20 protein-coding genes and 2 pseudogenes are annotated in these 20908 nt (G+C 72.8%); 10 read left to right on the top strand and 12 right to left on the bottom strand.

Features of this window, described 5'->3' with window-relative positions; translation table 11 throughout:
- Nucleotides 1-15: 15 nt before the first annotated feature.
- From N8I86_RS35275 to N8I86_RS35245, 7 genes and pseudogenes are all read right to left on the bottom strand, one after another.
- On the bottom strand, nt 16-351 hold the full coding sequence (locus N8I86_RS35275) for an STAS domain-containing protein (protein WP_263279670.1): 336 nt from the start codon (nt 349-351) through the stop codon (nt 16-18).
- A 44-nt stretch (nt 352-395) separates the two neighbouring features.
- A pseudogene (locus tag N8I86_RS35270) lies at nt 396-867 on the bottom strand (PP2C family protein-serine/threonine phosphatase); the annotation flags it as partial.
- A 42-nt stretch (nt 868-909) separates the two neighbouring features.
- Nucleotides 910-3192 (bottom strand): prolyl oligopeptidase family serine peptidase, encoded by a 2283-nt coding sequence (locus N8I86_RS35265; protein WP_263279669.1) that lies wholly within the window; start codon nt 3190-3192, stop codon nt 910-912.
- Nucleotides 3165-4949, bottom strand: a complete 1785-nt coding sequence (locus tag N8I86_RS35260; protein WP_073897947.1) for an N-acetylglutaminylglutamine amidotransferase — start codon at nt 4947-4949, stop codon at nt 3165-3167. The genes N8I86_RS35265 and N8I86_RS35260 overlap by 28 nt, the downstream gene beginning before the upstream one ends.
- A complete protein-coding gene (locus tag N8I86_RS35255) occupies nt 4949-6379 on the bottom strand; it encodes a carboxylate-amine ligase (protein ID WP_263279668.1) in 1431 nt (476 codons plus the stop codon). The genes N8I86_RS35260 and N8I86_RS35255 overlap by 1 nt, the downstream gene beginning before the upstream one ends.
- 259 nt (nt 6380-6638) lie before the next feature.
- Nucleotides 6639-7838 (bottom strand): PP2C family protein-serine/threonine phosphatase, encoded by a 1200-nt coding sequence (locus N8I86_RS35250; protein WP_263280205.1) that lies wholly within the window; start codon nt 7836-7838, stop codon nt 6639-6641.
- A 96-nt stretch (nt 7839-7934) separates the two neighbouring features.
- Nucleotides 7935-9281, bottom strand: a pseudogene (locus tag N8I86_RS35245) (sensor histidine kinase); the annotation flags it as partial.
- 241 nt (nt 9282-9522) lie between these two features.
- Here N8I86_RS35245 and N8I86_RS35240 point away from each other — a divergent pair.
- Both N8I86_RS35240 and N8I86_RS35235 read left to right on the top strand, forming a co-directional pair.
- Nucleotides 9523-9876, top strand: coding sequence for a hypothetical protein (locus N8I86_RS35240; RefSeq protein WP_241841234.1), 354 nt, complete (start codon nt 9523-9525; stop codon nt 9874-9876).
- A gap of 3 nt (nt 9877-9879) precedes the next feature.
- Nucleotides 9880-10311 carry a response regulator gene (locus N8I86_RS35235; RefSeq protein WP_073890469.1) on the top strand — a complete coding sequence of 144 codons (432 nt, stop codon included), beginning with the start codon at nt 9880-9882 and terminating at the stop codon, nt 10309-10311.
- Between the two features lie 113 nt (nt 10312-10424).
- Here the strand turns inward: N8I86_RS35235 and N8I86_RS35230 are convergent, their stop codons facing one another.
- Entirely contained in the window at nt 10425-11267 is an 843-nt protein-coding gene (locus N8I86_RS35230; protein WP_263280204.1) for an RNA polymerase sigma factor SigF, read from the bottom strand.
- A 94-nt stretch (nt 11268-11361) separates the two neighbouring features.
- A complete protein-coding gene (locus tag N8I86_RS39510) occupies nt 11362-11790 on the bottom strand; it encodes an ATP-binding protein (protein WP_388935048.1) in 429 nt (142 codons plus the stop codon).
- Between the two features lie 658 nt (nt 11791-12448).
- On the opposite strand from N8I86_RS39510, the gene N8I86_RS35220 reads away from it, so the two are divergent.
- Complete coding sequence (locus N8I86_RS35220) at nt 12449-13657, top strand: phospholipase D-like domain-containing protein (protein WP_079192364.1); 1209 nt, start codon at nt 12449-12451, stop codon at nt 13655-13657.
- 195 nt (nt 13658-13852) lie between these two features.
- Nucleotides 13853-14353, top strand: a complete 501-nt coding sequence (locus N8I86_RS35215) for a MarR family winged helix-turn-helix transcriptional regulator (protein WP_073890472.1) — start codon at nt 13853-13855, stop codon at nt 14351-14353.
- 10 nt (nt 14354-14363) lie between these two features.
- Here N8I86_RS35215 and N8I86_RS35210 read toward each other — a convergent pair whose 3' ends face one another.
- Complete coding sequence (locus tag N8I86_RS35210) at nt 14364-15542, bottom strand: PP2C family protein-serine/threonine phosphatase (RefSeq protein WP_263279667.1); 1179 nt, start codon at nt 15540-15542, stop codon at nt 14364-14366.
- A gap of 65 nt (nt 15543-15607) precedes the next feature.
- Entirely contained in the window at nt 15608-16783 is a 1176-nt protein-coding gene (locus N8I86_RS35205) for a PP2C family protein-serine/threonine phosphatase (RefSeq protein ID WP_073890475.1), read from the bottom strand.
- A gap of 198 nt (nt 16784-16981) precedes the next feature.
- On the opposite strand from N8I86_RS35205, the gene N8I86_RS35200 reads away from it, so the two are divergent.
- From N8I86_RS35200 to N8I86_RS35175, 6 genes are all read left to right on the top strand, one after another.
- Nucleotides 16982-17416 carry a MarR family winged helix-turn-helix transcriptional regulator gene (locus N8I86_RS35200; RefSeq protein ID WP_263280202.1) on the top strand — a complete coding sequence of 145 codons (435 nt, stop codon included), beginning with the start codon at nt 16982-16984 and terminating at the stop codon, nt 17414-17416.
- A gap of 518 nt (nt 17417-17934) precedes the next feature.
- Nucleotides 17935-18294: an STAS domain-containing protein gene (locus N8I86_RS35195; protein ID WP_073890479.1), complete on the top strand. Its 360-nt coding sequence runs from the start codon at nt 17935-17937 to the stop codon at nt 18292-18294.
- An 87-nt stretch (nt 18295-18381) separates the two neighbouring features.
- The gene (locus tag N8I86_RS35190; protein WP_073890480.1) at nt 18382-18831 is read left to right on the top strand and encodes an ATP-binding protein; all 450 of its coding nucleotides are present in this window, start codon (nt 18382-18384) and stop codon (nt 18829-18831) included.
- A 160-nt stretch (nt 18832-18991) separates the two neighbouring features.
- Entirely contained in the window at nt 18992-19138 is a 147-nt protein-coding gene (locus tag N8I86_RS35185; protein WP_185091697.1) for a hypothetical protein, read from the top strand.
- Entirely contained in the window at nt 19135-19740 is a 606-nt protein-coding gene (locus N8I86_RS35180) for a PRC-barrel domain-containing protein (RefSeq protein ID WP_263279666.1), read from the top strand. Before N8I86_RS35185 ends, N8I86_RS35180 begins: the two co-directional genes overlap by 4 nt.
- A complete protein-coding gene (locus tag N8I86_RS35175) occupies nt 19737-20168 on the top strand; it encodes a PRC-barrel domain-containing protein (RefSeq protein ID WP_263279665.1) in 432 nt (143 codons plus the stop codon). Before N8I86_RS35180 ends, N8I86_RS35175 begins: the two co-directional genes overlap by 4 nt.
- A 150-nt stretch (nt 20169-20318) precedes the next feature.
- Here N8I86_RS35175 and N8I86_RS35170 read toward each other — a convergent pair whose 3' ends face one another.
- Nucleotides 20319-20882 carry a 2'-5' RNA ligase family protein gene (locus N8I86_RS35170; RefSeq protein WP_263279664.1) on the bottom strand — a complete coding sequence of 188 codons (564 nt, stop codon included), beginning with the start codon at nt 20880-20882 and terminating at the stop codon, nt 20319-20321.
- Between the last annotated feature and the right edge of the window lie 26 nt (nt 20883-20908).

Genomic DNA, 20908 nt, shown 5'->3' with positions numbered 1-20908 from the left:
CGGCGCCGGCGTCCGTCAGGGGCCGGGTGGACCGCCGCCGGTGCGGAAGGTGAAGATCTGGTCGAGGCCGACGATGGTGAGGGTGCGCAGCAGGCTGGGCGGGACCTCGGCCAGGACGACGTCGGCGCCCGCGGCCATGGCGCGTTGCCGCGCGGCCAGGAGTTCCGTGATGCCGGTGGAGTCGCAGAACTCCAGACCGGACAGGTCCAGGGTCAGGCTCTCTCCGGGGTTGAGGACGACGTGCTCGACCTGCCGGCGCAGGGTGGCGGCCTGCTCCCAGTCGAGTTCGCCTGCCACGTCGAGCACGGGCCCGGTGGCGGCGGAGCGGTGAGTGATGTTCAGCGGAGTCATCAGGAGGGATTCGTTGCCGGGCGGGTGGCGGATTGGTGGGCGGGGACGCCTGTGGCGATCAGGGCCTCCCCTCCGTACAGGTCGTCACGGGTGGGTCCGTTGCGGGCCTCGGTGAGCCCGTCGGTGTAGAGCAGGAGGGTGTCGCCGGGAGCCAGGGTGGTCCTGACGGTGGTGAAGGGCGCGGTGGGGACGACACCGACGAGCAGGCCGCCGGGGGTGGGCAGGTACGCGGCGTGGCCGTCGGCCCGCAGGACGAGGGCCGGGGGGTGGCCGCCGGAGGCGAGGTGGACGGCGGTGCGGCCGTCGGCGCCGGGTTCGAGGATGCCGAAGACGCAGGTGCAGTAGCGGGGGTCGCCGGTGCCGGTGTACCGCTCGTGCAGGACGGCGTTCAGCGTGGCCAGCGCCACGCGGGTTCGGGGTCGTATGGGCCGCGGCGCGCAGGGTGTAGCGCGTCAGCGAGGTGACCGCGGCCGCCTGCGGGCCCTTGCCGCCCACGTCGCCGAGGAAGAACGCCCGGGGCCGCCCGCGGCCGGGGTGTCCGGGGGCCCGGCCGCCGCCTCAGGTCGCCAGGTGGCGCTGGATCCAGTCGGCGGCGGAGCGGCGGAAGAGGCGGCGGTTGTCCGCGCGGCGGAAGTCGTGGCCCTCCTCGCGCAGCATCAGGAGTTCGGCGTCCAGACCGCGCTCCCTGGCCGCCCGGACGAACTGCCGGGACTCCCCCACCGGCACGTTGGTGTCGTGCTCGCCGTGCACGGCGAGCACGGGGACGCGCAGGGCGTCGATGCGGCTCATGGGTGACAGGGCCCGCAGCAGGTCGGCGTCGCGTTCCGGATGCCCGTACTTGTGCGCGGCCGACTCGGCGAGCCACGGCTCGGTGCCGGCGAAGAAGGTGGACAGGTCGGACATCCCGCAGACGGCGACCCCGGTGCGGAACAGCTCGGGGTGCCAGACGAGGGAGGCCATCGTGAGGTATCCGCCGTACGAGCGGCCCATCACGGCGAGGCGCTGCGGGTCGGCCAGGCCCGCCACCACGACGTGGGCCGCGCAGTCGGCCACGTCCTCGATGGCGGCGAACCGCCCGGTGCCGAGGTCCGCGTCGACGAAGGAGCGGCCGTGGCCGGAGGAGCCGCGGACGTCGGGGGCGAAGACGTCCAGGCCGCGTTCGAGGAGTTCGTGGTAGAGCGGCTGGAGGACGGGACGTTCCTGTTCCTCCGGACCGCCGTGCAGATGCAGCACGCACGGGGCGGCCTCGTCCGGGGAGCGGCCCGGCGCGCGGTAGTACCAGCCGCCCAGGGCGAGCCCGTCCCGGGCGGTGGGGTGCAGGGGAAAGGGCCGTACCGGCGGATGGCCGGCGGCGAGGACCGCGTCCTGGTCGCGCGAGGACCAGGGGGTGCGCAGGGCGGTGCCGTGCGGCAGCCACCACACGCCGGGCCGGCGCCGCGAGCCGGACAGGGCCACCACGGGGCTGTCGGGGTCGGCGGTCGGTACGACGCGGGTGACCACCTCGTGCGGCAGCGGCACACCACGCGAGGTGTCGTCCCTGGAGCCGTCGGCGGGCGGCTCGCGCAGGTCCGTGCCGAACTCCAGCGGCGCGCGTGCGGGCAGGGCGGTGATCTCCAGGTCGCTGACACCGTGCCGGTTCCAGGCCAGTACGGCGTGCTGCCCGTCCCGGTGCAGGCCCAGCAGTTCGAGGTCGCAGTCCGGGCGGCCGGCGGCCACGCGCTGCCCCAGCCACTCGCCCCGCGGGCCGAGCCGGACCTCCAGCAGCGCGGCGAACTCGCGGTGGGTGTCACTGCGCAGCCAAAGGGTCCGGCCGTCCGGGGAGAAACCCCCGATCCACGGGTCGCCGTCGGCCGCCCGGACGGTGCCGGTCACCGTGCGGTCCCGGCGCCTGAGGACGACGGCCTCCCGGCGCCCGCGCGGCCCCCGGCGCAGCAGGGCGAGCCTGCCGTCGCGGGTCAGGGCGCAGGCGCGCAGGGTCGGTGCCCCCGCCTCGGCCGCGACCAGTTCCGGTGCGCTCGTGCCCTCCGGGTCGACGAGGTAGACGGCCAGCGCCCGGGGGGCGGCCTCGCGTGTCTGCGCGGCGTGGTCGGCCTGGACCACGGTCCGCTCCGCCTCCTGGTCGGTGGCGGTGGCGAGCGGCCTGCCGCCCAGCAGGACCGCCTGGCCGTCGCGGCCGGCCCAGCGGCCGGTGTGGGCGGGCGCGGGCAGGTCGGTGGCCGGCGGGGGCCAGTCGGGTCGCGCCCGGACGTCGCCGGCGGGCGCGGGTTCGGTGACGGTGACCGCGACGGCGGACCCGTCAGGGGTCCAGCAGCCGAGGTAGGCCGACGCGCCGGGTTCGCCCCCGGCCAGGAGCCGCCTTCCGGTGCCGTCGGGGCGTACGCACAGGACCCGGGTGAGTTCCCCGCCGCCGGGGGCCGTGGTGTAGGCGATCCACCGGCCGTCCGGCGACCAGGAGACCTCCGTGACCGGGTCGGGGTCGGCGTCGAGGAGCCGGGGCTCGTCGCCGTCCACCGGGCCGGTCCACAGCTGCGGCACACCGGTGCGGTCGCAGATGAAGGCGACGTTCCGGCCGCCGGGGTCCACGGACGGGTACCAGCAGCTGTGCGCGACGAGCCGCTGCGGTACGTCGTGCGGGACCGAGGCGTCGGCGAGGAGCACGGGCTCCGGAGCCGCGCGGGCCGAGGCCGCGGTCGCGGCGGCCGTCGGGCCGGGCTCGGCGAGTGCCGTGAGGGCGGCGGCCGCCGTGCCGTTCCCGCCCGCCGCCGGGTCGATGTGCGGTGGCGGTGCCCCGGTGTCCGGGCGCGGGCCGGTGGTCAGCGGATGCCGTGTGTCTGCAGCCATGTCTCCAGCAGCGCTACCTGCCACAGTGTGTTCGCTCCTCGCCGGGTGCGGTGCGCGTTCGGTGCCGCGAGCAGTTCGTCGATGTGGTCCTGGCGGAAGACGCCCCGCTTCACGGCTTCCGGGGCGGTGAGCGCCTCGCGGACCCGTTGCAGGACGGGGCCCGCCATGTGCTTGATCGCCGGTACCGGGAAGTAGCCCTTGGGCCGGTCGACGACCTCTCGTGGGAGGACCTTGCGTCCGGCGGCCTTCAGGACGCCCTTCCCGCCGTCGGCCAGCTTCAGTTCCGGCGGGCAGGCGGCGGCCAGCTCGACCAGTTCGTGGTCGAGGAAGGGCACCCGGGCCTCCAGGCCCCAGTCCATGGTCATGTTGTCCACGCGTTTGACGGGGTCGTCGATCATCATCACGTGGGTGTCCAGCCGCAGGTCCGCGTCGAGCGCCGTGTCGGCGCCGGCGGCCGCCATGTGGGCGTGCACGAACTCCGCGGAGACGTCCCGCTCGGCCAGCATCTCCGGTTCCAGGATGCGGGCGAGGTCGGCGTGGGACCGGTCGAAGTAGGTGTCGATGTAGGCCTGCGCGGCCCGCTCCCGGGGCACGCCGGCCATCGCCGGGTACCAGCTGTAGCCCGCGAACACCTCGTCGGCGCCCTGGCCGCTCTGGACGACCTTGACCTCCTTGGCGACCTGCTCGGACAGCAGGTGGAAGGCGACGACGTCGTGGCTCATCATCGGCTCGCTCATGGCCAGCACCGCCGCCTCCAGGGCTCCCGACACCCGGTCGGAGGGCACCATCAGCTGGTGGTGGCTGGTGCTGAAGTGCCGGGCCACCAGGTCGGAGTAGTGGAACTCGTCGCCCTCCTCGCCGCCCTCGGACTCGAAGCCGACGCTGAAGGTGGCGAGGTCGTGCTGCCCCTCGTCGGCGAGCAGGGCGACGATGAGGCTGGAGTCCAGTCCGCCGGAGAGCAGCACCCCCACGGGCACGTCGGCCACCATGCGGCGGCGCACGGCGGTCCGCAGCGCCTCCAGCACCGCGTCCGTCCAGTCCTCGGCGCCGAGACCGGCGTGCTCCGGTCGGCGTGTGTACGGCGGCTGCCAGTAGCGGTGGTCACGGAAGGTGCCGTCCGGCTCGATCACCCGGACGGTGGCCGGGGGGAGCTTGCGGACGCCGTTCAGGACGGTGTGGGGCGCGGCCACGGTCGCGTGCCAGCTGAAGTACTGGTGCAGGGCGACGGGGTCGAGGGAGGTGTCGACGTCGCCGCCCGCCAGCAGGGCCGGCAGGGAGGAGGCGAACCGCAGCCGGTCGAGCGTGTGCACGAGGTAGAGCGGCTTGATGCCGAGCCGGTCACGGGCCAGCACCACGCGGCCGGTGTCCAGTTCCGCGATCGCGAAGGCGAACATGCCGAGGAAGTGGTCGACGCAGTGCGTGCCCCACTGCCGGTAGGCCTTGAGCACCACCTCGGTGTCGGAGTCGGAGTAGAAGGTGTGGCCGAGCGCGCGGAGTTCGTCCCGCAGCTCACGGTAGTTGTACACGCAGCCGTTGAAGACGCCGGCGATCCTCTCGCGGGGGTCCGCCATGGGCTGGGCGCCGCTCTCCGACAGGTCGATGATCTTCAGCCGGCGATGGCCGAGGGCCACCGGCCCCTGGGACCAGAGGCCGCGTCCGTCGGGGCCGCGCGGCGCGAGCCGGTCGGTCATCCGCTCCAGCGCGGCCATGTCCGGCCGCTCGCCGTCGAACCGTATCTCTCCGCTGAGTCCGCACATCAGAGGATCCCCTTCTCCCGGGCTGCGGACCGTACGGTGCGGGCCGTACGTCCGTTGCGGCGGAGCTGCCGGCCGGGTGGCCCGGTGCGGGCCGGGCGCTCCGGCGATGGGTGCTCGGGAGTCGGGGGGTCCTGTGGGATGAGCATGAGCTGGTCGCACTCCTTGTTCGGACGACGGTGGCCGGCGGTTTCGGCCACGCGGCCGGCCCGCCCGCCGGTCGCGGGCGGGGCGGTCTGATCAGGCGCTCGGGGTCGGGGCGGGGGCCTGCCGGGTGACGGGTGGGCGGCGAGGGCGTCCAGCCGTGCGGTGGCGGGCCGCCGGCCGGCCGCGGGGCGCGAGGCCGGGCGTTCGCCGCGGGTCTCGGCCACCATGAGGTCGACGCTGGCGAGGAGGTCGTCGGCCTGGGCGGCACGGCGCAGCCGGTGCGCCGCGGTGCCGTCGGCCAGCGCCTCCTCCAGCAGGCCGTGCACGGTCTCCCAGTCGCCGGCCGCCTCCAGCGCGGGGCGCAGCCTGGCCAGCATGCCCGTCAGCACGTCCGGCGCCGGCGCCCCGTACCGGGTGACGGGGTCGACCAGGTGTCCTTCGAGGCCCGATCGCGCCGCCCGCCAGGCCGCCGCCCGCAGCCAGTCGTGGCGGCCGTCGCAGACGGGGCCGTCGGCGTGTTCCAGGTGCTCGCAGGCCTGGCGCACCAGGGCCCGGAAAAGGCCCGCGACCAGCACCACGGTCTCCACGCGGGGGCAGGCGTCGCAGATCCGCAGTTCCAGGGTGTTCTGGTGGGCGGAGGGCCGGACGTCGTGGTAGATCATGCCGGCGTCGCTGATGACACCCGACCGGATCAGTTCCGCGACCGCCTCGTCGTAGTCGGCGGCGTCCCGGTGGCAGCCCGCCGGTCCGGCGGTGGGCCACCGCTGCCACAGCATGGTCCGCCAGCTGGCGTACCCGGTGTCCGTCCCCAGCCAGAACGGTGAGCTGGCGGAGAGGGCCAGCAGCGGCGGCAGCCAGGGCGACACCAGGCACATCGCACGGACGGCGGTGTCCCGGTCGGGGACGTCCACGTGGATCTGCGCGCTGCAGATGAGCTGTTCGTCGGCGACGCGCCGGTAGTCGTCGGCCATACGCTGGTAGCGGGGATCGGCGGTGACGTCCCGGGAGCCGAGACCGGCCAGCGGGACGGTTCCCGCGGCGACGACCGCGAGGCCCGCCGCGGAAGCGGCCGCGTCGAGGCGGCGCCGGGTGGAGGCGAGGTCCGTCCACAGGCCGTCGAGGGTGTCGTGCACGCCGCTGTTGCTCTCCACGACCGACCGCTGGAGCTCGCTGGTGAGGCCGGGCCGGTCGAAGCGGCCGAGCAGTTCGGCGGCCCGCGGGACGAGCCGCCCGCTCTCGACGTCGAGGACATGGAACTCTTCTTCTGCCCCGAGGCGCACTGTCACGATTTCTCCCCGGTAGTAGTGGACAGCCGCCGCTGCGCCGGCGGACCGGCCGAGTGGCGGCGGTTGACGTGGTCCGGGTTCCCTCATCGTCCGCCAACAAGCCGCATACGGCACATTTTGCGGTGGAAATTGCTCATCTGAGCATGAGGCTGCTCCTACGACCCACTGTCTCGGCTGTCACACGCGTACCCGGACAGGGGCCATGTCTCACCCGTCCCGGGCGAAGCGGTTCCCGGTCCCTCGCCCGACGGGGCCGTACTCAGGGCCGCGGGCCGGGGCCGCCGGGCAGGTCGGCGTTCCAGTCGAGACGGAGGACGGCCAGGTCGTCGGTGTGCCGGTCGGCGTTCAGGGTGCGGGTGCCGGCGATCAGCCGGTCCAGGTGGATGCCGGGGTCGGGGGTGCGGATGCCGTCGATGATGCGCAGCAGGCCCTCCACGCCGAGCCGGGCGCCGGTGGCGTCGGCGAAACCCTCGACGAGGCCGTCCGTGTAGGCGATGAGCGCACCCCGGGCGGGCAGCGCGAGGGTGGTCGCGGGCCACTTGCCGAGCCCGGGCGCGATACCGAGGGCGACTCCGTGCGCGGCGGCGATCTCCTGAGTGCCCTCGGGGGTGACGAGGAGGGGTTCGTGATGCCCGGCCAGATGCAGGGTGAGGGTGCGCGCACCCGGATCGAGACTGATGAGGGTGCAGGTCGCGAACAGGTCGCTGCCGGTGCGTTCGGCGATGTGGATCTGTTCCAGGAGGTGCAGCAGATGCTGGTCGCGGTGGCCGCCGAGCGTCAGGGCGCGCCAGGCTATGCGCAGGCAGACACCGAGCGCCGCGGCGTCGGGGCCGTGGCCGCTGACGTCCCCGATGACGGCGTGGACCTGTCCGTCGCCGGTCTGGACGACATCGAGGAAGTCACCGCCGAGGAGAGCCTGCGCCCGGCCGGGGTAGTAGCGGCTTGAGGCGGTGACGGCGCCGGACGACAGCAGGGGCTCCGGCAGCAGCCCGCGTTCCAGGCGGGCGTTCTCCTCGGCGCGCAGCCGCCCGATCTGGAGGTCCGCGTTGGCGCGCTCGGCCTGCTTTCGCTGGACGGCGTAGCGGACGGCGCGTTGCATCAGGTCGGGGTCGACCTTGCCCTTGATCAGGTAGTCCTGGGCGCCGGCGGCGAGGGCGTCGACTCCGGCGCGGGGTTCCTCGAGGCCGGTCAGCACGATGATGGCGGCACGGGTGTCGGCCTGGATGGCCTGGACCGTCTCCACTCCGGACGCGTCGGGCAGGTGCAGGTCGAGCAGGACGCAGTCGACGGGGTGCGCGGCCACCGCCCTCCGCGCGTCGGCGGCCGTGCGGCAGCGCGTCAGGGCGTGCGGCATGTCGGTGTCGTGGAGGAGTTCCTCGACCAGGAGGGCGTCCCCGTCGTCGTCCTCGACCAGGAGGATGCGGAGCCGCTCCGCGCGCCGCGCGGCCCGGCCGGTCACGCCCGCGCCTCTCTCGCCGGCGGGCGCCGACCCGGCGGCGGGCAGGGTGAGGACGACCCGGGTGCCCAGCTTGTAGTCGGGGTCGATCCCGATCGTGCCGCCGTGGAACTCGACGACCTTCTTGCACATCGCGAGGCCGATGCCCGTGCCCGGATAGGCGTCCTTGGTGTGCAGCCGCTGGAAGAGGACGAAGACCTTCTCCTGGAACTCCGGTGCGATCCCGATGCCGTTGTCCGTGACCGTGAACTCCCAGACGCCGCCGTCGGACACGGCGCCGACGTGGATCCGGGGCGGACGGTCCGGGCTGCGGAACTTGATCGCGTTGGACAGCAGGTTCTGCCACAGCATGCCCAGTTGGGTGCTGTCCCCGACGACCGTGGGCAACGGGTCGTGGGTGATCTCGGCCCCGCTCTCCTCGACGGACACGCTCAGCGCGTCCAGCGTCCGATCGAGCCCGCCTTCGAGGTCCACCGTCTGATGGTCGTTGTGCACCCGGCCGACCCGCGAGAAGGCCAGCAGGTCGTTGATCAGGAGCTGCATGCGGTTGGCGCCGTCGACGGCGAACGCGATGTACTGGTCCGCCTTGTCGTCCAGCTGTCCGCCGTAGCGCCGCTGGAGGAGCTGGGTGAAGCTGGACACCTTGCGCAGCGGCTCCTGGAGGTCGTGGCTGGCGACGTAGGCGAACTGCTCCAGTTCCGTGTTCGACCGCTTGAGGTCCTCCGTCTGCTCGTCCAGCAGACGGCGGGCCGCCTCGCTGAACTGGAGCTCCTCCACCAGCCGTCGGCGCATCGACTCCACGTCGGAGGCCAGCTGCCGCAGGTCGGCGGGGCCGGTGCCCACGAGGGAGCGGTCGAAACGGCCCCCGGCCACCTCGCGGGCGGCCGTGCCCAGCCGGGCGAGCGGGCCGGTGACGCCCCGGCGCAGCCCCTCGAAGACGAGAACGGCGACGAGGGCGATGACGCCGGCGATGACGGCGAACATCCAGTTCCGCAGGGTCACCGCCCGCCGCAGGTCGTGGACGGCCCGCTCCCGCTCGCTCTGCAGGTGGCCCTGCTGCCGGGTCACCGCGCCGCGCAGCGCGTCGAACGCGGACTTGCCCTCGGTGGCCCGCCGGGTGGACAGCGCGATCGCCTCCTGGGCGTCGGCGGCCGAGACGGGCTCGGCGATGCGCCGCTGCCAGGTGCCGGCCAGCTTCTCCACGGTGGCCAGGTCGGCACGGGCCCGGGTGTCGCCCTCGACCAGGGGCCGCAGCCGGCGCAGTGCGGCCTTCTCGGCGGCCACGCCCTCGGCGTACGGCTGGAGGAAGTCCGAGCGGCCGGACAGGCCGTAGCCGCGGATGCCCGTCTCCTGGTTGACCAGCGCCTGTTCCACCCGCATGGCGTCGATCAGCGCGGGCGAGCGCCGGTCGACCAGCTGGGTCGTGATCTCGGACGTACGCCACATGGCCCAGCCGCCGAGTGATCCGAGGACCGCCAGGACGAGCAGGGTGCCGGCGACCCCGGCCCGCAGCCAGCGCCGGGTGGTCCAGCCGGAGAACGCGGCCGTGGCGGACGGCTCGGTCTGTATCGCGCTCTGCATTCTTCCCTCGACGAGTCGGCCGCTGTTGTCATGTGGCAAGCACACTGTACCCAGGGACCGACAACGCATGTTGTCTCGTCACCGATCGACGCCGTAGGGTGACGCCATGCCCGGTCGCGCTTCCCCCTCACCTTCGCACGGGGAAACGACGGCGCTGGTGACCCAGGTGGTGGAGGAGCTCATCCGGCGACTCGCCCGGGACGCCCCTCAGCCGCCGGCGGGCACGGTGACCGACGCCCGGCGACGGGCGCTGCTGCGTCTGCGCGTCCTCCGGGGCGTCAAGCAGGCCGTCCGGCACCTGGAGGACCAGGCGGCCCGCGCAGCGGCCGCGGGCGGAGCCGGATACCCCGAGATCGGCCGGGCCGTGAACATGAGCCGTCAAGGAGCCCGTCGCCGCTGGCCCGGGCTGATCAGCAACCGCACACCTTCCCCGACCTCGCCCGAACACCGGAGCTCGTGACCCATGGCTGCCGCCGCAATCCGCCCTTACGACGTCCTGCTGGTCGAAGACGACGTCGCCGACGCCATGCTCATCCAGGACGCCCTCGCCGAGCGCGGTACCCGGAACCTCACCCAGGTCTCCGACGGCATCGCCGCCCTCGAGTACCTGCGCGACCCGGACAACGAGCGCCCCGACCTCATCGTGCTCGACCTCAACATGCCGCGCATGAACGGACGCGAATTCCTCGCCGTGGTCAAGGAGGACGCCGATCTGCGCACCATCCCGGTCGTGGTCCTGACCACGTCCGCCGCTCCCGACGACGTCACCGGCGCCTACCGGCACCACGCCAACGCCTATGTCACCAAGCCGGTGAACCTGGAGGACTTCGAGGCGGCGGTCCGCAGCATCGACTCGTTCTACCTCGACATCGCGGTCAAGCCGCCCCGGGAGTAGGGCCCCTGGAGGGGCGGCGCCACGTCGCCGCCCCTCCGACAGACGTGACGAACGGCCGGATCCGGTGGATCCGGCCGTTCTCAGTCCGCTTGCGGTCCGCGCTCGGCCCGCTCTCAGTCCACGCCGAGCATGCCCTCGCGCAGGCGCGCCAGGAGGCGGGAGATCAGGCGGGAGACGTGCATCTGGGAGACACCGAGGCGTTCGCCGATCTCAGCCTGGGTGAGTTCCTCCACGAAGCGCCAGTGGATGATCCGGCGGTCGCGTTCGCCGAGTTCGGCGATCATCGGGGCGAGGGCGTGGAAGTCCTCGACCAGGCCGAGGGCCGCGTCCTCGTCGCCGATGAAGTCGGCCAGCGCCGCCTCACCTTCCTCGCTGCCGCTGATCGCCGCGTCCAGGGACGCCGACTTGTAGCCGTTGGAGGCGAGCTGGGCCTCGACGACCTCGTCCTCCGGGAGGCTCATCAGCTCGGACAGTTCCTTGACCGTGGGGGTACGGCCGAGCCGGCTGCGCAGTTCCTCGTTGGCGCGGGCCAGCTGGACGCGGGCCTCCTGCAGGCGCCGGGGCACGTGCACGGCCCAGGACGTGTCGCGGAAGAACCGCTTGATCTCGCCCACGATGTACGGCACCGCGAAGGAGGTGAACTCGACCTCGCGGGACAGCTCGAACCGGTCGATCGCCTTGATCAGACCGATCATGCCGACCTGGACAATGTCCTCCATCTCCTCCGGCCCACGGCTGCGGAACCGCGCCGCCGCGAAACGGACGAGGGACATGTTCATCTCGATCAGCGTGTTGCGCGCGTACTGGAACTCCGGCGTGCCCTCCTCCAGCTCCGCGAGCTGGTCGAAGAACACCTTCGACAGAGCCCGCGCGTCCCGGGGAGCGACCTTGGACGGGTCCGCTATCGCCGGAACGTCCACCTTCTTCTCAGTACCCTGCACGGTCGTCGTCGCCATCATGCGCCCCACCCGGTCGTTCGGCCCTGTCGTCGTCGGCTCCCCGGCCGACGCTCCCGCGTCTACCCCGGCCCGAGGCATGCATGCCACCCGATTACGAATCCGGTTCCAGAGCGATCGTCGCGGTGACCCGCTTGCCGCTCTCCACCCGCTCCGCGTCGAGTGCCAGCGCGATGGCCTTGACGATCTCCAGCCCGTGCTGGCCGATCCGCCCGGGGTCCGCCGGCCGCGCGGTGGGCAGCACGGGATCACCGTCCCACACCTCCACCTCCACCGTGTCTCCCGTCAGGCGGAGCTTCAGCAGCACCGGGCCGGGCGCGTACTTGCAGGCGTTGGTGACCAGTTCGCTGACGACGAGCTGGATGAGATGCAGGCTCCGCTCCGAGACGGCGCGGCCCCCCGCGGCGACCTCGGCCAGGAACCCGGCGGCCAGGTGACGCGCTTCGGCTATGCAACCGCCGTCACCGGACAACACGGCCGTTCTCCCCCGCCCGCCCACCGCGACCGGCTCGGCCGTAATCACCGGTTCGACCGGCGGGGTGCCGGTCCACGCCGACGCCGATTCCGTCCCCACCGGTCCGGCCGTCGGGATCGGCACGGCCGGACCGGTGGGAGACACGGCCGTCGTCACCGGGTCGGGCACCGGCGGTGGGCCGACGGTGATCACTGGCTCGGCCGGCGCGACCGCCGTCGTCGGCTCGGTGGCCGGCAGCGGGCCGATGCCGGCCAAGGGCTCGGCCGGCGGCACCGCAGGGGCCGTCACCGGCCCGGCCTCCGTCGGCCCGGTCGGCGGCGTCGGAGGTGCGGCCGTCGTCGCCGGGCCGGCCGTCGCCGTCGGCCCGGTCGGCGGCTCGCCGGCGTCCGGTATGCCGCAACACCCGCCTTCGGGCTCAAGCCCCATCCGCTCTGCCATACCCACCTCATCCACACGGCTCCGCACCCGGGCGGGCACGGGGTTCGCGCTTCTCATACCTGTGCCGAGGCCATCCGGGTGCATAACCAGTACCATGCGCGTGCCCCTCCCCGGACCGGAAGCCGTCCGCGCCCTGCCCGGAGCGTGCCTCCGTCCCGCCGGGCACCCCCCGCGGCCCCGGGAGTGAGGCGGGGGCCGCAGGGCATCTGATTGTCCGGGCTGGATCGGAGGCCCGCATCACGTCTTGCACAACTGAAGGAGACCGGGCGTGACCCTCGACGGCATAGCGGCAGCCCCCGTTCGCACCGGCGAACCGGACCTCACGGCCCGCAAGCAGCGCCTGCGCCGGCGTCTGGAGCGGCTGATCGGCGTGGCCGCCACCGAAGGCAACGAGCTGGTGCCGCTGCGCAACGGCGACGAGATCTTCCCGGCGATGCTCGGGGCGATCCGCGCGGCCGAGCACACGATCGACATGATGACGTTCGTGTACTGGCGCGGCCAGATCGCCCGCGACTTCGCGGCGGCGCTCACCGACCGGGCCCGTGCGGGCGTGCGGGTACGACTGCTGCTGGACGGTTTCGGCGCCCAGCAGATCGAGCAGCACCTGCTCGACATGATGGACGAGGCGGGTGTGGAGGTGGCCTGGTTCCGCAAGCCCGTGCGGCTCTCGCCGTTCAAGCAGAACCACCGCTGTCACCGCAAGGCCCTCATCGTCGACGAGCACACCGCGTTCACCGGTGGGGTCGGCATCGCGGAGGAATGGTGCGGCGACGCCCGCAACCCCGGCGAATGGCGGGACACCCACGTCCAGCTGCGCGGACCGGCCGTGGACGGCGTCGCGGCCGCGTTCGCCCAGAACTGGGCCGAGTGCCACGACGAGCTCTTCGACCACCGCGACCGGTTCGTCGAGCACCCGCAGCCGGGCTCGTCGGTCGTGCAGGTGGTGCGTGGCTCCGCCAGCATCGGCTGGCAGGACATGCAGACCCTGATCCGGGTGATGCTGACCTCGGCCGAGGAACGCTTCCGCCTCGCCACCGCCTACTTCGCCCCGGACACCTTCTTCATCGACCTGCTGTGCCGGACCGCCGAGCGCGGCGTCACCGTGGAGATCCTGCTCCCCGGCCCGCACACCGACCAGCGCGCCTGCCAGCTCGCCGGCCAGCATCACTACACCCGTCTGCTCGAAGCGGGCGTACGCATCCGCCAGTACCAGCCGACCATGATGCACGCCAAGATCATCACCGTGGACTCGGTCGCCTCCCTCATCGGTTCCACCAACTTCAACCGGCGCTCCATGGACCACGACGAGGAGGTCATGCTCGCCGTCCTGGACGAGGAGTTCACCGCCACCCTCGACGCCGACTACGACGCGGACCTGAAGGACAGCGTCGACATCGACCTCGGCCGGTGGAGACGGCGCGCGGTGCTCCAGCGCGCCAAGGAGGTGGCCGTCACCCCGATCCGCCGGTTCCTCTGACCCGGGTCGGTGACCGCTCGCCGGGCGCACACGCTTCAATGGGCGGGTGATGGAGATTGCGTTCCCACTCGTCGAAGGTTTCGTGACCGCGGGACATCGCCCGGCCGGACGCGCTTGCCCCGCGACACTTCGGGTACCGCGATTGAATAAGAGTGGTAACCGTGTGGACGGGCGATTACTGAAAGCGATGCGTTCGTGACTGGCCTCAGTGGCTCCGGAGACAGCCGAGCGAGCGGACCGGACGACGACTCCGTGTCCCTCGCTTCGACGATCGCCGAAGCCGTGGACAGACTGGCCAGTCTGTGGTCGGTCGCCGCACAGGGGGCGAGTCTGCGGTTGTCGCCGCACCAGTTGCGGGCCCTGCGGATCCTGGAGGCGGAGCCCGGGCAGAATCTCACCGCGCTGGCGGTGGGCATGGACATCGGGCTGCCGACGGCCAGTCGGCTGTGCGACCGGCTGGAGGCGGCCGGCCTGCTGGAGCGGGTGCTGCACCCGCAGAAACGGCGTGAGGTGCAGCTCCACCTCACCGGGCACGGCCGGCAGGTACTGCACGAGGTGGCCGCGCGCAGGTCGCGGGCGCTGGCCACCGTGCTCGCGGCCATGGAGACGACCGAGCGCGACGCGCTGCGGCGCGGACTCGAGAGCTTCCTGGCGGCGCAGAACGGGGACTCCCCGGACGGAGGCGGCCCCGGCTGACGGCGTCGCGTCAGGCCGGGGGTCCGTGCCAGTCGAGGCAGACCACGGCTGCGTCTGACACCAAGTCGTCGCTCCCGAAGTGCTCGACCAGGCCGGCGACGACCGCGCGTGCCGCCTCGTGCGGCGGCGCGGGGCGGGTGGCGCTGAGGATCTGCCGCAGGGCACCCTCGCCATAGAGGTCGCCGCCCGCGGAGCGGGTCCCGTGCACACCGGTACTGACCACGATCAGCCGGTCGTCCGGTTCGAGCTGGAAGTGCTGCTCGACGTAGTCGGTCTCCTCGAACATGCCGAGCGGGAGCTGAGCGTCCAGCTCGATGCGTTCGGTGTGGCCCCCTCGCTGGCGGAACAGCTGGGGTGAACCCGCGTCGACGGCGGTCACCGCGCCCGTGGCCAGGTCGCACCGCAGCAGCAGGGTCGAGGCGTACATCTTCCCGCCGTACTGGGCGTACACGGCCTGGTCGGCGAGGCAGGCCTGGTCGGCCAGGCCGAGACCGCCCCGCCGGGCGTTGCGCAGCGCGCCGACCGTGAGGCTGGTGAGGAGAGCGGCCTCGATGCCCTTGCCCATGCCGTCGGTCACGGTGATGGTGAGATGGCGGGCGTCGGCCGACCAGTCGAAGTTGTCGCCGCCGATGGAGTAGGCCGGCTCCAAGTGGGCGCCGATGACGTACTCCTCGCGGGCGCAACCGCGGCCGGGCAGGAGCTGCCACTGCATCTCGGCCGCGAGGGTGAGCCGGCGGGTGCGACGGGCCTGGAGGTAGAGGTCGGTGTCCTGGTCGGCGGTGACGACCTCGTGCCCCAGGGCCGTGGCGAAGTCGCCCAGCTGGAGCACGGTTTCCGGATCGGCGGCGCCTTCGGGCAGGCGCACGGACAGGACACCCAGGCGGTCCCCGCGCACGGTTATGGGGAGGTGCACCAAGTGGGCGGCCGGTTCGCGGAGGACCTCGATCACCGGGCTCTGCCGGACGAAGGCGCTGCCGACGGGGCCGTCCTGCGCGGGCACCGGTTCTCCTGTGTAGGGCAGGTGGGAGACCGGCTGCAGGACGGCCAGACCGTAGTCGGCGAGCAGGAGGGTCACCTCCTGCGCACCGAGGCGGTCGGCGAGGATGCGGCGCGCCGTGGCGACCAGGGCGTGGGGCGGGGCCGCGCGGAGCTCGGCCTCCACGGACGGGAGCGGTTCAGAGGCTGTCACGGCATCGGCCCTCTCGACTCGTACAGCCACGCTATCGCGCCTGGAGGACCGGCGGCCGGGGAGCGTCACGTCCGGCCGGGCCGGCCGCGCCAGTCCAGGCACACGACCAGCGCGTCGTCGTCCGGGAGGGCGGCCGTGCCCCGGTGACGGTTCAGCTCCGTCAGGATGGCGCGGGGCACGTCGGCCGCGGGCAGCAGCCGGGTGGACTGGATGGCCCGCACGAGGGCGGACTCGCCGTACGCCTCGCCCTTCGGAGAGGCCACCGCGTGGACGCCGTCGCTGACGAAGACGAGCCGGTCGCCGGGCTCGACCGCGAAGTCCTGAGCCACGTAGTCGGTCTCCTCGAACATGCCGAGGGGGAGCTGGGCGTCGAAGGTGACCCGCTCGACGGTGCCGCTCCGCAGCCGCAGCAGCTGCGGGGATCCCGCGTCCACGACGGTCGCCCGGCCGGTGGCCAGGTCGAAGTCGAACATCAGGACCGACAGGTAGCAGCGCCCGCGGTAGTGGGCGTAGACGGCCTGGTCGGCCAGGGCGGCCTGGTCGGCGATGGGGATGTCGGCGCGCCGGGCGTTGCGCAGCGCGTTGATGGCGAGGTTCGTCAGCAGGGAGGCCTCTATGCCCTCGCCCATGCCGTTGGTGACGTACAGCGTCAGGTGGTCGGCCGTGGCGGACCAGTCGAAGTTGTCACCGAAGATGGCGTAGGCGGGTTCCAGCTGGGCCCCGAGGTCGTACTCGGCGCGGGAGCAGGAGCGGCCGGGCAGCAGTTGCCACTGCATCTCGGCGGCCAGGGTGAGGCGTTCCTTGCGGCGCGCCTGGAGGTACAGGTCGGTGTCGCGCTCGGCCACGATCACCTCGTGCCCCAGCACATCGGCGACCTCGGCCAGCTCGGACACCAGCTCGTGCGTCGCGAGGCCGCCCGGGAGGGTGACCGACAGCACGCCGAGCCGGTCGCCGCGTACGCTCACCGGCAGGTGCGCGTACGTCCGCCCGTCCCGCCCCTCCTCGCAGTACGGCGCCTGCGAGGCGAAGGCCCGGCCGACCGGGCTGCCGTGCACCGGGACCGGCTCCAGGGTGTGCGGCAGCACGGACACCGGCTGAAGCACCGTCAGGCCGTAGTCGGCCATGAAGAGTTCGACCGCCTCCGCGTCGTACCGTTCGGTCAGGACGGCACGGACGGCGTCGAGCAACTCATGGGGAGCCGCTGTGCGCAGGGCGCGTTCAGCTGCTTCGAATCTGTTCACGATGGGGATACACCAATCCTTCTCCGGACGACGTGCGGGCTTCTCCGGGCCGGGTTCGGCGGGAGGAGCCGCGACGGTCGCCCCGAGTCATCTGTAGCCAGCGCGGGCGCCTAGTACGCTGAGGGGCACCACAGTGCCTGCGAGAGTGTGACCGTGACTGCCTTCCGCCGCCGCCCAGAGCCCGACGAGGTCGCCCGTGTGACCACCACGGCCGCAGAGCTGCTGGAGGTCGTGTGGGGTCGCGCGTCCACCGCGCCCACCTCCGCGTCCCAATTGCGCGTCCTGCACATCCTCGAACACCAGGACGGCATCAACCTGCGCACCCTGGCCGAATGCCTGGCCTCCACGCCGCCGTCCACCAGCCGGCTGTGCGACCGGCTGCAGGCCGCGGGGTTCGTCGAGCGGGTGGTCGCCGCGGAGGACCGGCGCGAGGTGCGGCTGCACCTCAGCGGCCGGGGCCGCGCGTTCCTCGCCGACCTGCGCGCCCGCCGGGAGCAGGAGCTGCGGAAGGTCCTGGCGGACATGCCCGCCGCCAAGCGCGTGGCCCTGCTGGACGGGCTGGAGGCCTTCTGTGCCGCCGCGGGGACGCAGATACACAGGGGCACGCCGGAATCCGGCAGCCGGACCGCCTGAAGTTCCGCACGCGGCAACGGTGTCACCACCGCCCTTCGGCGATCGTGACCAGTACACGGAGCGGTCTCCGTCCACCGGAGCATTCCACGTCCTTCCCCGCGTACATCCGACACGGCTACTCTGTTGCCTCATGACTATTGTTGTCAAACAACAACAGTGCCCGAGGGGCGTCCTGCCCGAAAGTTCGAATACCCCGTACCGGGGCGATCTGCTGTGACTGTGTGCCATGTCTCGCGGAGCCGGTGGCCCGGCCGCGATCCGGGTCCGCGGTGACGCGGTCGCGCGCGGCGAGGAGAGGTTCAGAGCGGTGACACACTGCGGCGCCGCGGACGCCCGGGAGGGCGGGCCCTGTCGACGCCTGTGCCGCTCGTACGGGTGCGTTCTGCGATGTCCTTCATGAGTCCCCCTTTACCCGCTGCGACGGCTCACATGGGGGAGATCACCCCCGGGGCCGACGTACGCGTACAGCCGGCAAGTACGACTAGACCCGCAGAACTCTGCGCTGTGAGGATGACTTCATGCACGCGGCTCCCGAGATAAAAGTCCACGTAACCCGCCACGAGCAGACCTGCGTCCTCACCGTGCGCGGCGAGGTGGACCACGACGACGCGGAGGACCTCGAGGCGGCGTGGGAGGCGGCCGACCGGGCGGCGCTGCCGGTGACGGCGGTCGATCTGTCCCAGGTGAGTTTCGCCGACAGCATGCTCCTCAACGCGCTGCTGGGGGCGCGGCGCCGGCATCTGGCGGACGGCCGGGACCTGGTGGTGCTCGGCCCGTTGCAGCCGGCGGTCCACAGGCTCCTGACCATCAGCGGCACCCTCGACCACTTCCATGTCGTCGACACCGGAAACGGCCGTGTGGACGGCACCACATCATGAAGCTCATTACCGCGGGTAGGCGAAAACGGCACAACGAGAACACTGTGCTGTCAACGGCACGGACTCAACAGGCACGGAGACATATCCATGGTCATCCCGCTTAGGAAGCAGGCGGAGGATGAACGACACGAGGAGGGCCCCCTGCGGTCCGGCACGGCCTGGGACACGGCCGGGATATCCATCGCCGACACCCGGCGCACGGTCCGCACGCTACTGGCGCGGGCGGGCCATCATCCCGACCACCGGCCGAGTCAGGACGCCCAGCTGGTGGTCAGCGAACTCGTCACCAACGCCCTTCGCCACGCACCCGGACCGGGCGCCCTTCTGCTCGAACTCTCGCCCGACGACGCCGTGTTGCTGATCACCGTCCGCGACGGCTCGCCCCGCCCGCCGGACGTGCACCCGCAGGACGGCAGCCGCGTCGGCGGACACGGACTGCGCCTGGTGACGCAGTTGTGCGAGCAGGTGCACACGGTCCCCTGGGCGACCGGCAAACAGGTCACGGCACAGCTGCGGTTGGGCACGCCCACCGACTGAGTCGAACTTCCGCACGGGCGCGCCTTGTCACGGCGCCCCGCCGCGCCCCTCCCCCGCTGCTCCGCCCGCCGTCGGCAGGCGTGCCGCTCCGCCTTGCGGGCAACCGGAAGCACGAGGGGAAACGGGGCGGACATGGGGGATGACCAGAAGGAGGTCGGCGATGGTGTGGTGGCTCTGGGTGGTCCTCCTCGTCGCGGTGGTCGGACTGCTGAGCGCGGCGACGCTGGCGGTTCAGGCCAGACGCCGCGCGGGGACCGTGATCGCGGTGCGCGGAGGCGGCCGCTCCGGCCGGGGAGGCCGCCCGTGAACCGGCTGATGCTCGCCTCCGAGCTGGGCAAGCGCGTGGTGGTGACCCTGGGCGGCGAGGCCGTGGCACAGATCAAGGACACCGTGTTCGACGCCGGGGCGGGCCGGATCACCGGGTTCACCCTGAGCGGGCGGGGCCTGCTGGCCGGCCCGCTGAAGAAGAGCCTGCCGTTCGCCGCGGTGCACGCCCTCGGGCCCGCGGCCGTGATGATCCCGAGCGAGACGGTCCTGGAGGACCGGGACGCGGTCGTGGGGTCGCGGGACGCGGGGCACGGTCAGGTGATCGGGGTGCCCGTGCTCACCGACGAGGGCACCGAGGTGGGCACCGTGCGCGACATGGTGATCGCGGCCGGTACCGACGGGCGGGTGGTCGGCTTCGAGATCGCCGCCAACGAGAACCTGGACCCGCACAAGCGCCGGGTGTTCATCCCCCGCGGGCAGACGCTGGCCGTGTCGGGGCAGGCGGTGGTCGTGCCCGCGCGTGCCGGTCACTTCGTCGCCGACGACCTGCCGAGCTTCGAAGCCCAGGTGGAGGCGTTCCATGCGGACGCCGGCCGGGCGGTTCCCGGAACCCGTACGGCCGGCGAAGGAGACCTCGCATGATGCTCTTCACGCAGACCCGGGGCCTGCCGGTGGTCACGGCCGACGAGGCGGCGACCCTGGGCACGGTGAAGGACCTGACCGTCGATCCCCACTCCCGGAGCGTCGCGTGTCTGCGCCTGTCCGGGGCGCCGAAGGACGCCGCGGTCGTCGACTGGAGCGCGGTGGAGGCGGTGGGCAAGGACGCCGTCATCGTGCGCTCGCGCCACGCCGCCGGGGCCGGGCAGGACCACCTACCCGAGCACCACGAAGCGGTCGGGAGCCGGGTCCTGACCGAGTACGGCGTGGAGCACGGCACCGTCAAGGACATCGCCTTCGAACCGGCCACGGGAGCGATCCTCACCGTGTACACGGCCCTCGGCGACATCGCGGGGGAACGCCTCATCGGCCTGGGGTCCCACGCCATGGTCGTACACGCCGAACGAGCCTGACGGGCGGCCAGTGTGCCGCGGCCGGTTCCGAACCGGCCGCGGCACTTTCCAAGGAGCACGGGTTGAGCCCTCGACCCGGCACGGACCGGGTATCCACCAGGGCCCGGACCAGTCGGCTCCATACGGGTGATCGGCAACGACGGCGGGCCGTCAGTGTCCGTCCGCCCGGCGGACCGCGCCCGTGCCGAGCGTGATCACGGCTCTGGGGCGCATGGGCTCCTCGCCCCGCCGGGAGAGCAGGACCACCTCCTCCACCACGGCCGAACGCGCGGCGAGCCGGGCGGTGCACTCCGCGGCGAGGCCCTGCGGGTCCTGGGTACGGCCGAGGGACAGGTGCGGGGTGAAACGGGCGCCGCGTCCGCGGCTCAGCGGGAACCTCGCCGCCAGCACCGCGTGCAGCCGGGCCCACGGTGCCGGCCCCGCCGCGGCGGGGTCGAGCCACACGGTCGCGTAGTGCCGGTGGCGGAAGTACCGCACCCCGGCCAGGCGGGCGGTGAAGGCCCGGCTCTCCGACGCGGCCTCGGCCAGCAGCGGCAGGGCCGCCCGGAACTCCTCCTCGGGTACGAAGCCGAACAGCAGGTTCACGTGCGGTGGCCACCGGCGTACCTGCGGGTCGTGCTCCCAGCGGATGTCCTGGATCACCGGCCAGAGCTCCCGCGGCGGCAGCCACGCCACCGCCGTACGGGGCGTCGGTGCCACCTCGAGCGCGTCCACCGGCTCGGCCCCACCGGAATGCTGGT

This window comes from Streptomyces albidicamelliae (assembly GCF_025642175.1).
Taxonomy (GTDB): domain Bacteria; phylum Actinomycetota; class Actinomycetes; order Streptomycetales; family Streptomycetaceae; genus Streptomyces; species Streptomyces albidocamelliae.
Note: the sequence above shows the minus strand (reverse complement) of the source record. Positions and strands in the feature narration are given on the sequence as shown.

Excerpts from the sequence above, each read along its gene's own strand:
- N8I86_RS35275 (WP_263279670.1), bottom strand. The coding sequence starts at position 351 with ATGACTCCGCTGAACATCACTCACCGCTCCGCCGCCACCGGGCCCGTG.
- N8I86_RS35265 (WP_263279669.1), bottom strand. The coding sequence starts at position 3,192 with ATGGCTGCAGACACACGGCATCCGCTGACCACCGGCCCGCGCCCGGAC.
- N8I86_RS35260 (WP_073897947.1), bottom strand. The coding sequence starts at position 4,949 with ATGTGCGGACTCAGCGGAGAGATACGGTTCGACGGCGAGCGGCCGGAC.
- N8I86_RS35240 (WP_241841234.1), top strand. The coding sequence starts at position 9,523 with ATGCCCGGTCGCGCTTCCCCCTCACCTTCGCACGGGGAAACGACGGCG.
- N8I86_RS35235 (WP_073890469.1), top strand. The coding sequence starts at position 9,880 with ATGGCTGCCGCCGCAATCCGCCCTTACGACGTCCTGCTGGTCGAAGAC.
- N8I86_RS35230 (WP_263280204.1), bottom strand. The coding sequence starts at position 11,267 with ATGGCGACGACGACCGTGCAGGGTACTGAGAAGAAGGTGGACGTTCCG.
- N8I86_RS35195 (WP_073890479.1), top strand. The coding sequence starts at position 17,935 with ATGCACGCGGCTCCCGAGATAAAAGTCCACGTAACCCGCCACGAGCAG.
- N8I86_RS35190 (WP_073890480.1), top strand. The coding sequence starts at position 18,382 with ATGGTCATCCCGCTTAGGAAGCAGGCGGAGGATGAACGACACGAGGAG.
- N8I86_RS35185 (WP_185091697.1), top strand. The coding sequence starts at position 18,992 with ATGGTGTGGTGGCTCTGGGTGGTCCTCCTCGTCGCGGTGGTCGGACTG.
- N8I86_RS35175 (WP_263279665.1), top strand. The coding sequence starts at position 19,737 with ATGATGCTCTTCACGCAGACCCGGGGCCTGCCGGTGGTCACGGCCGAC.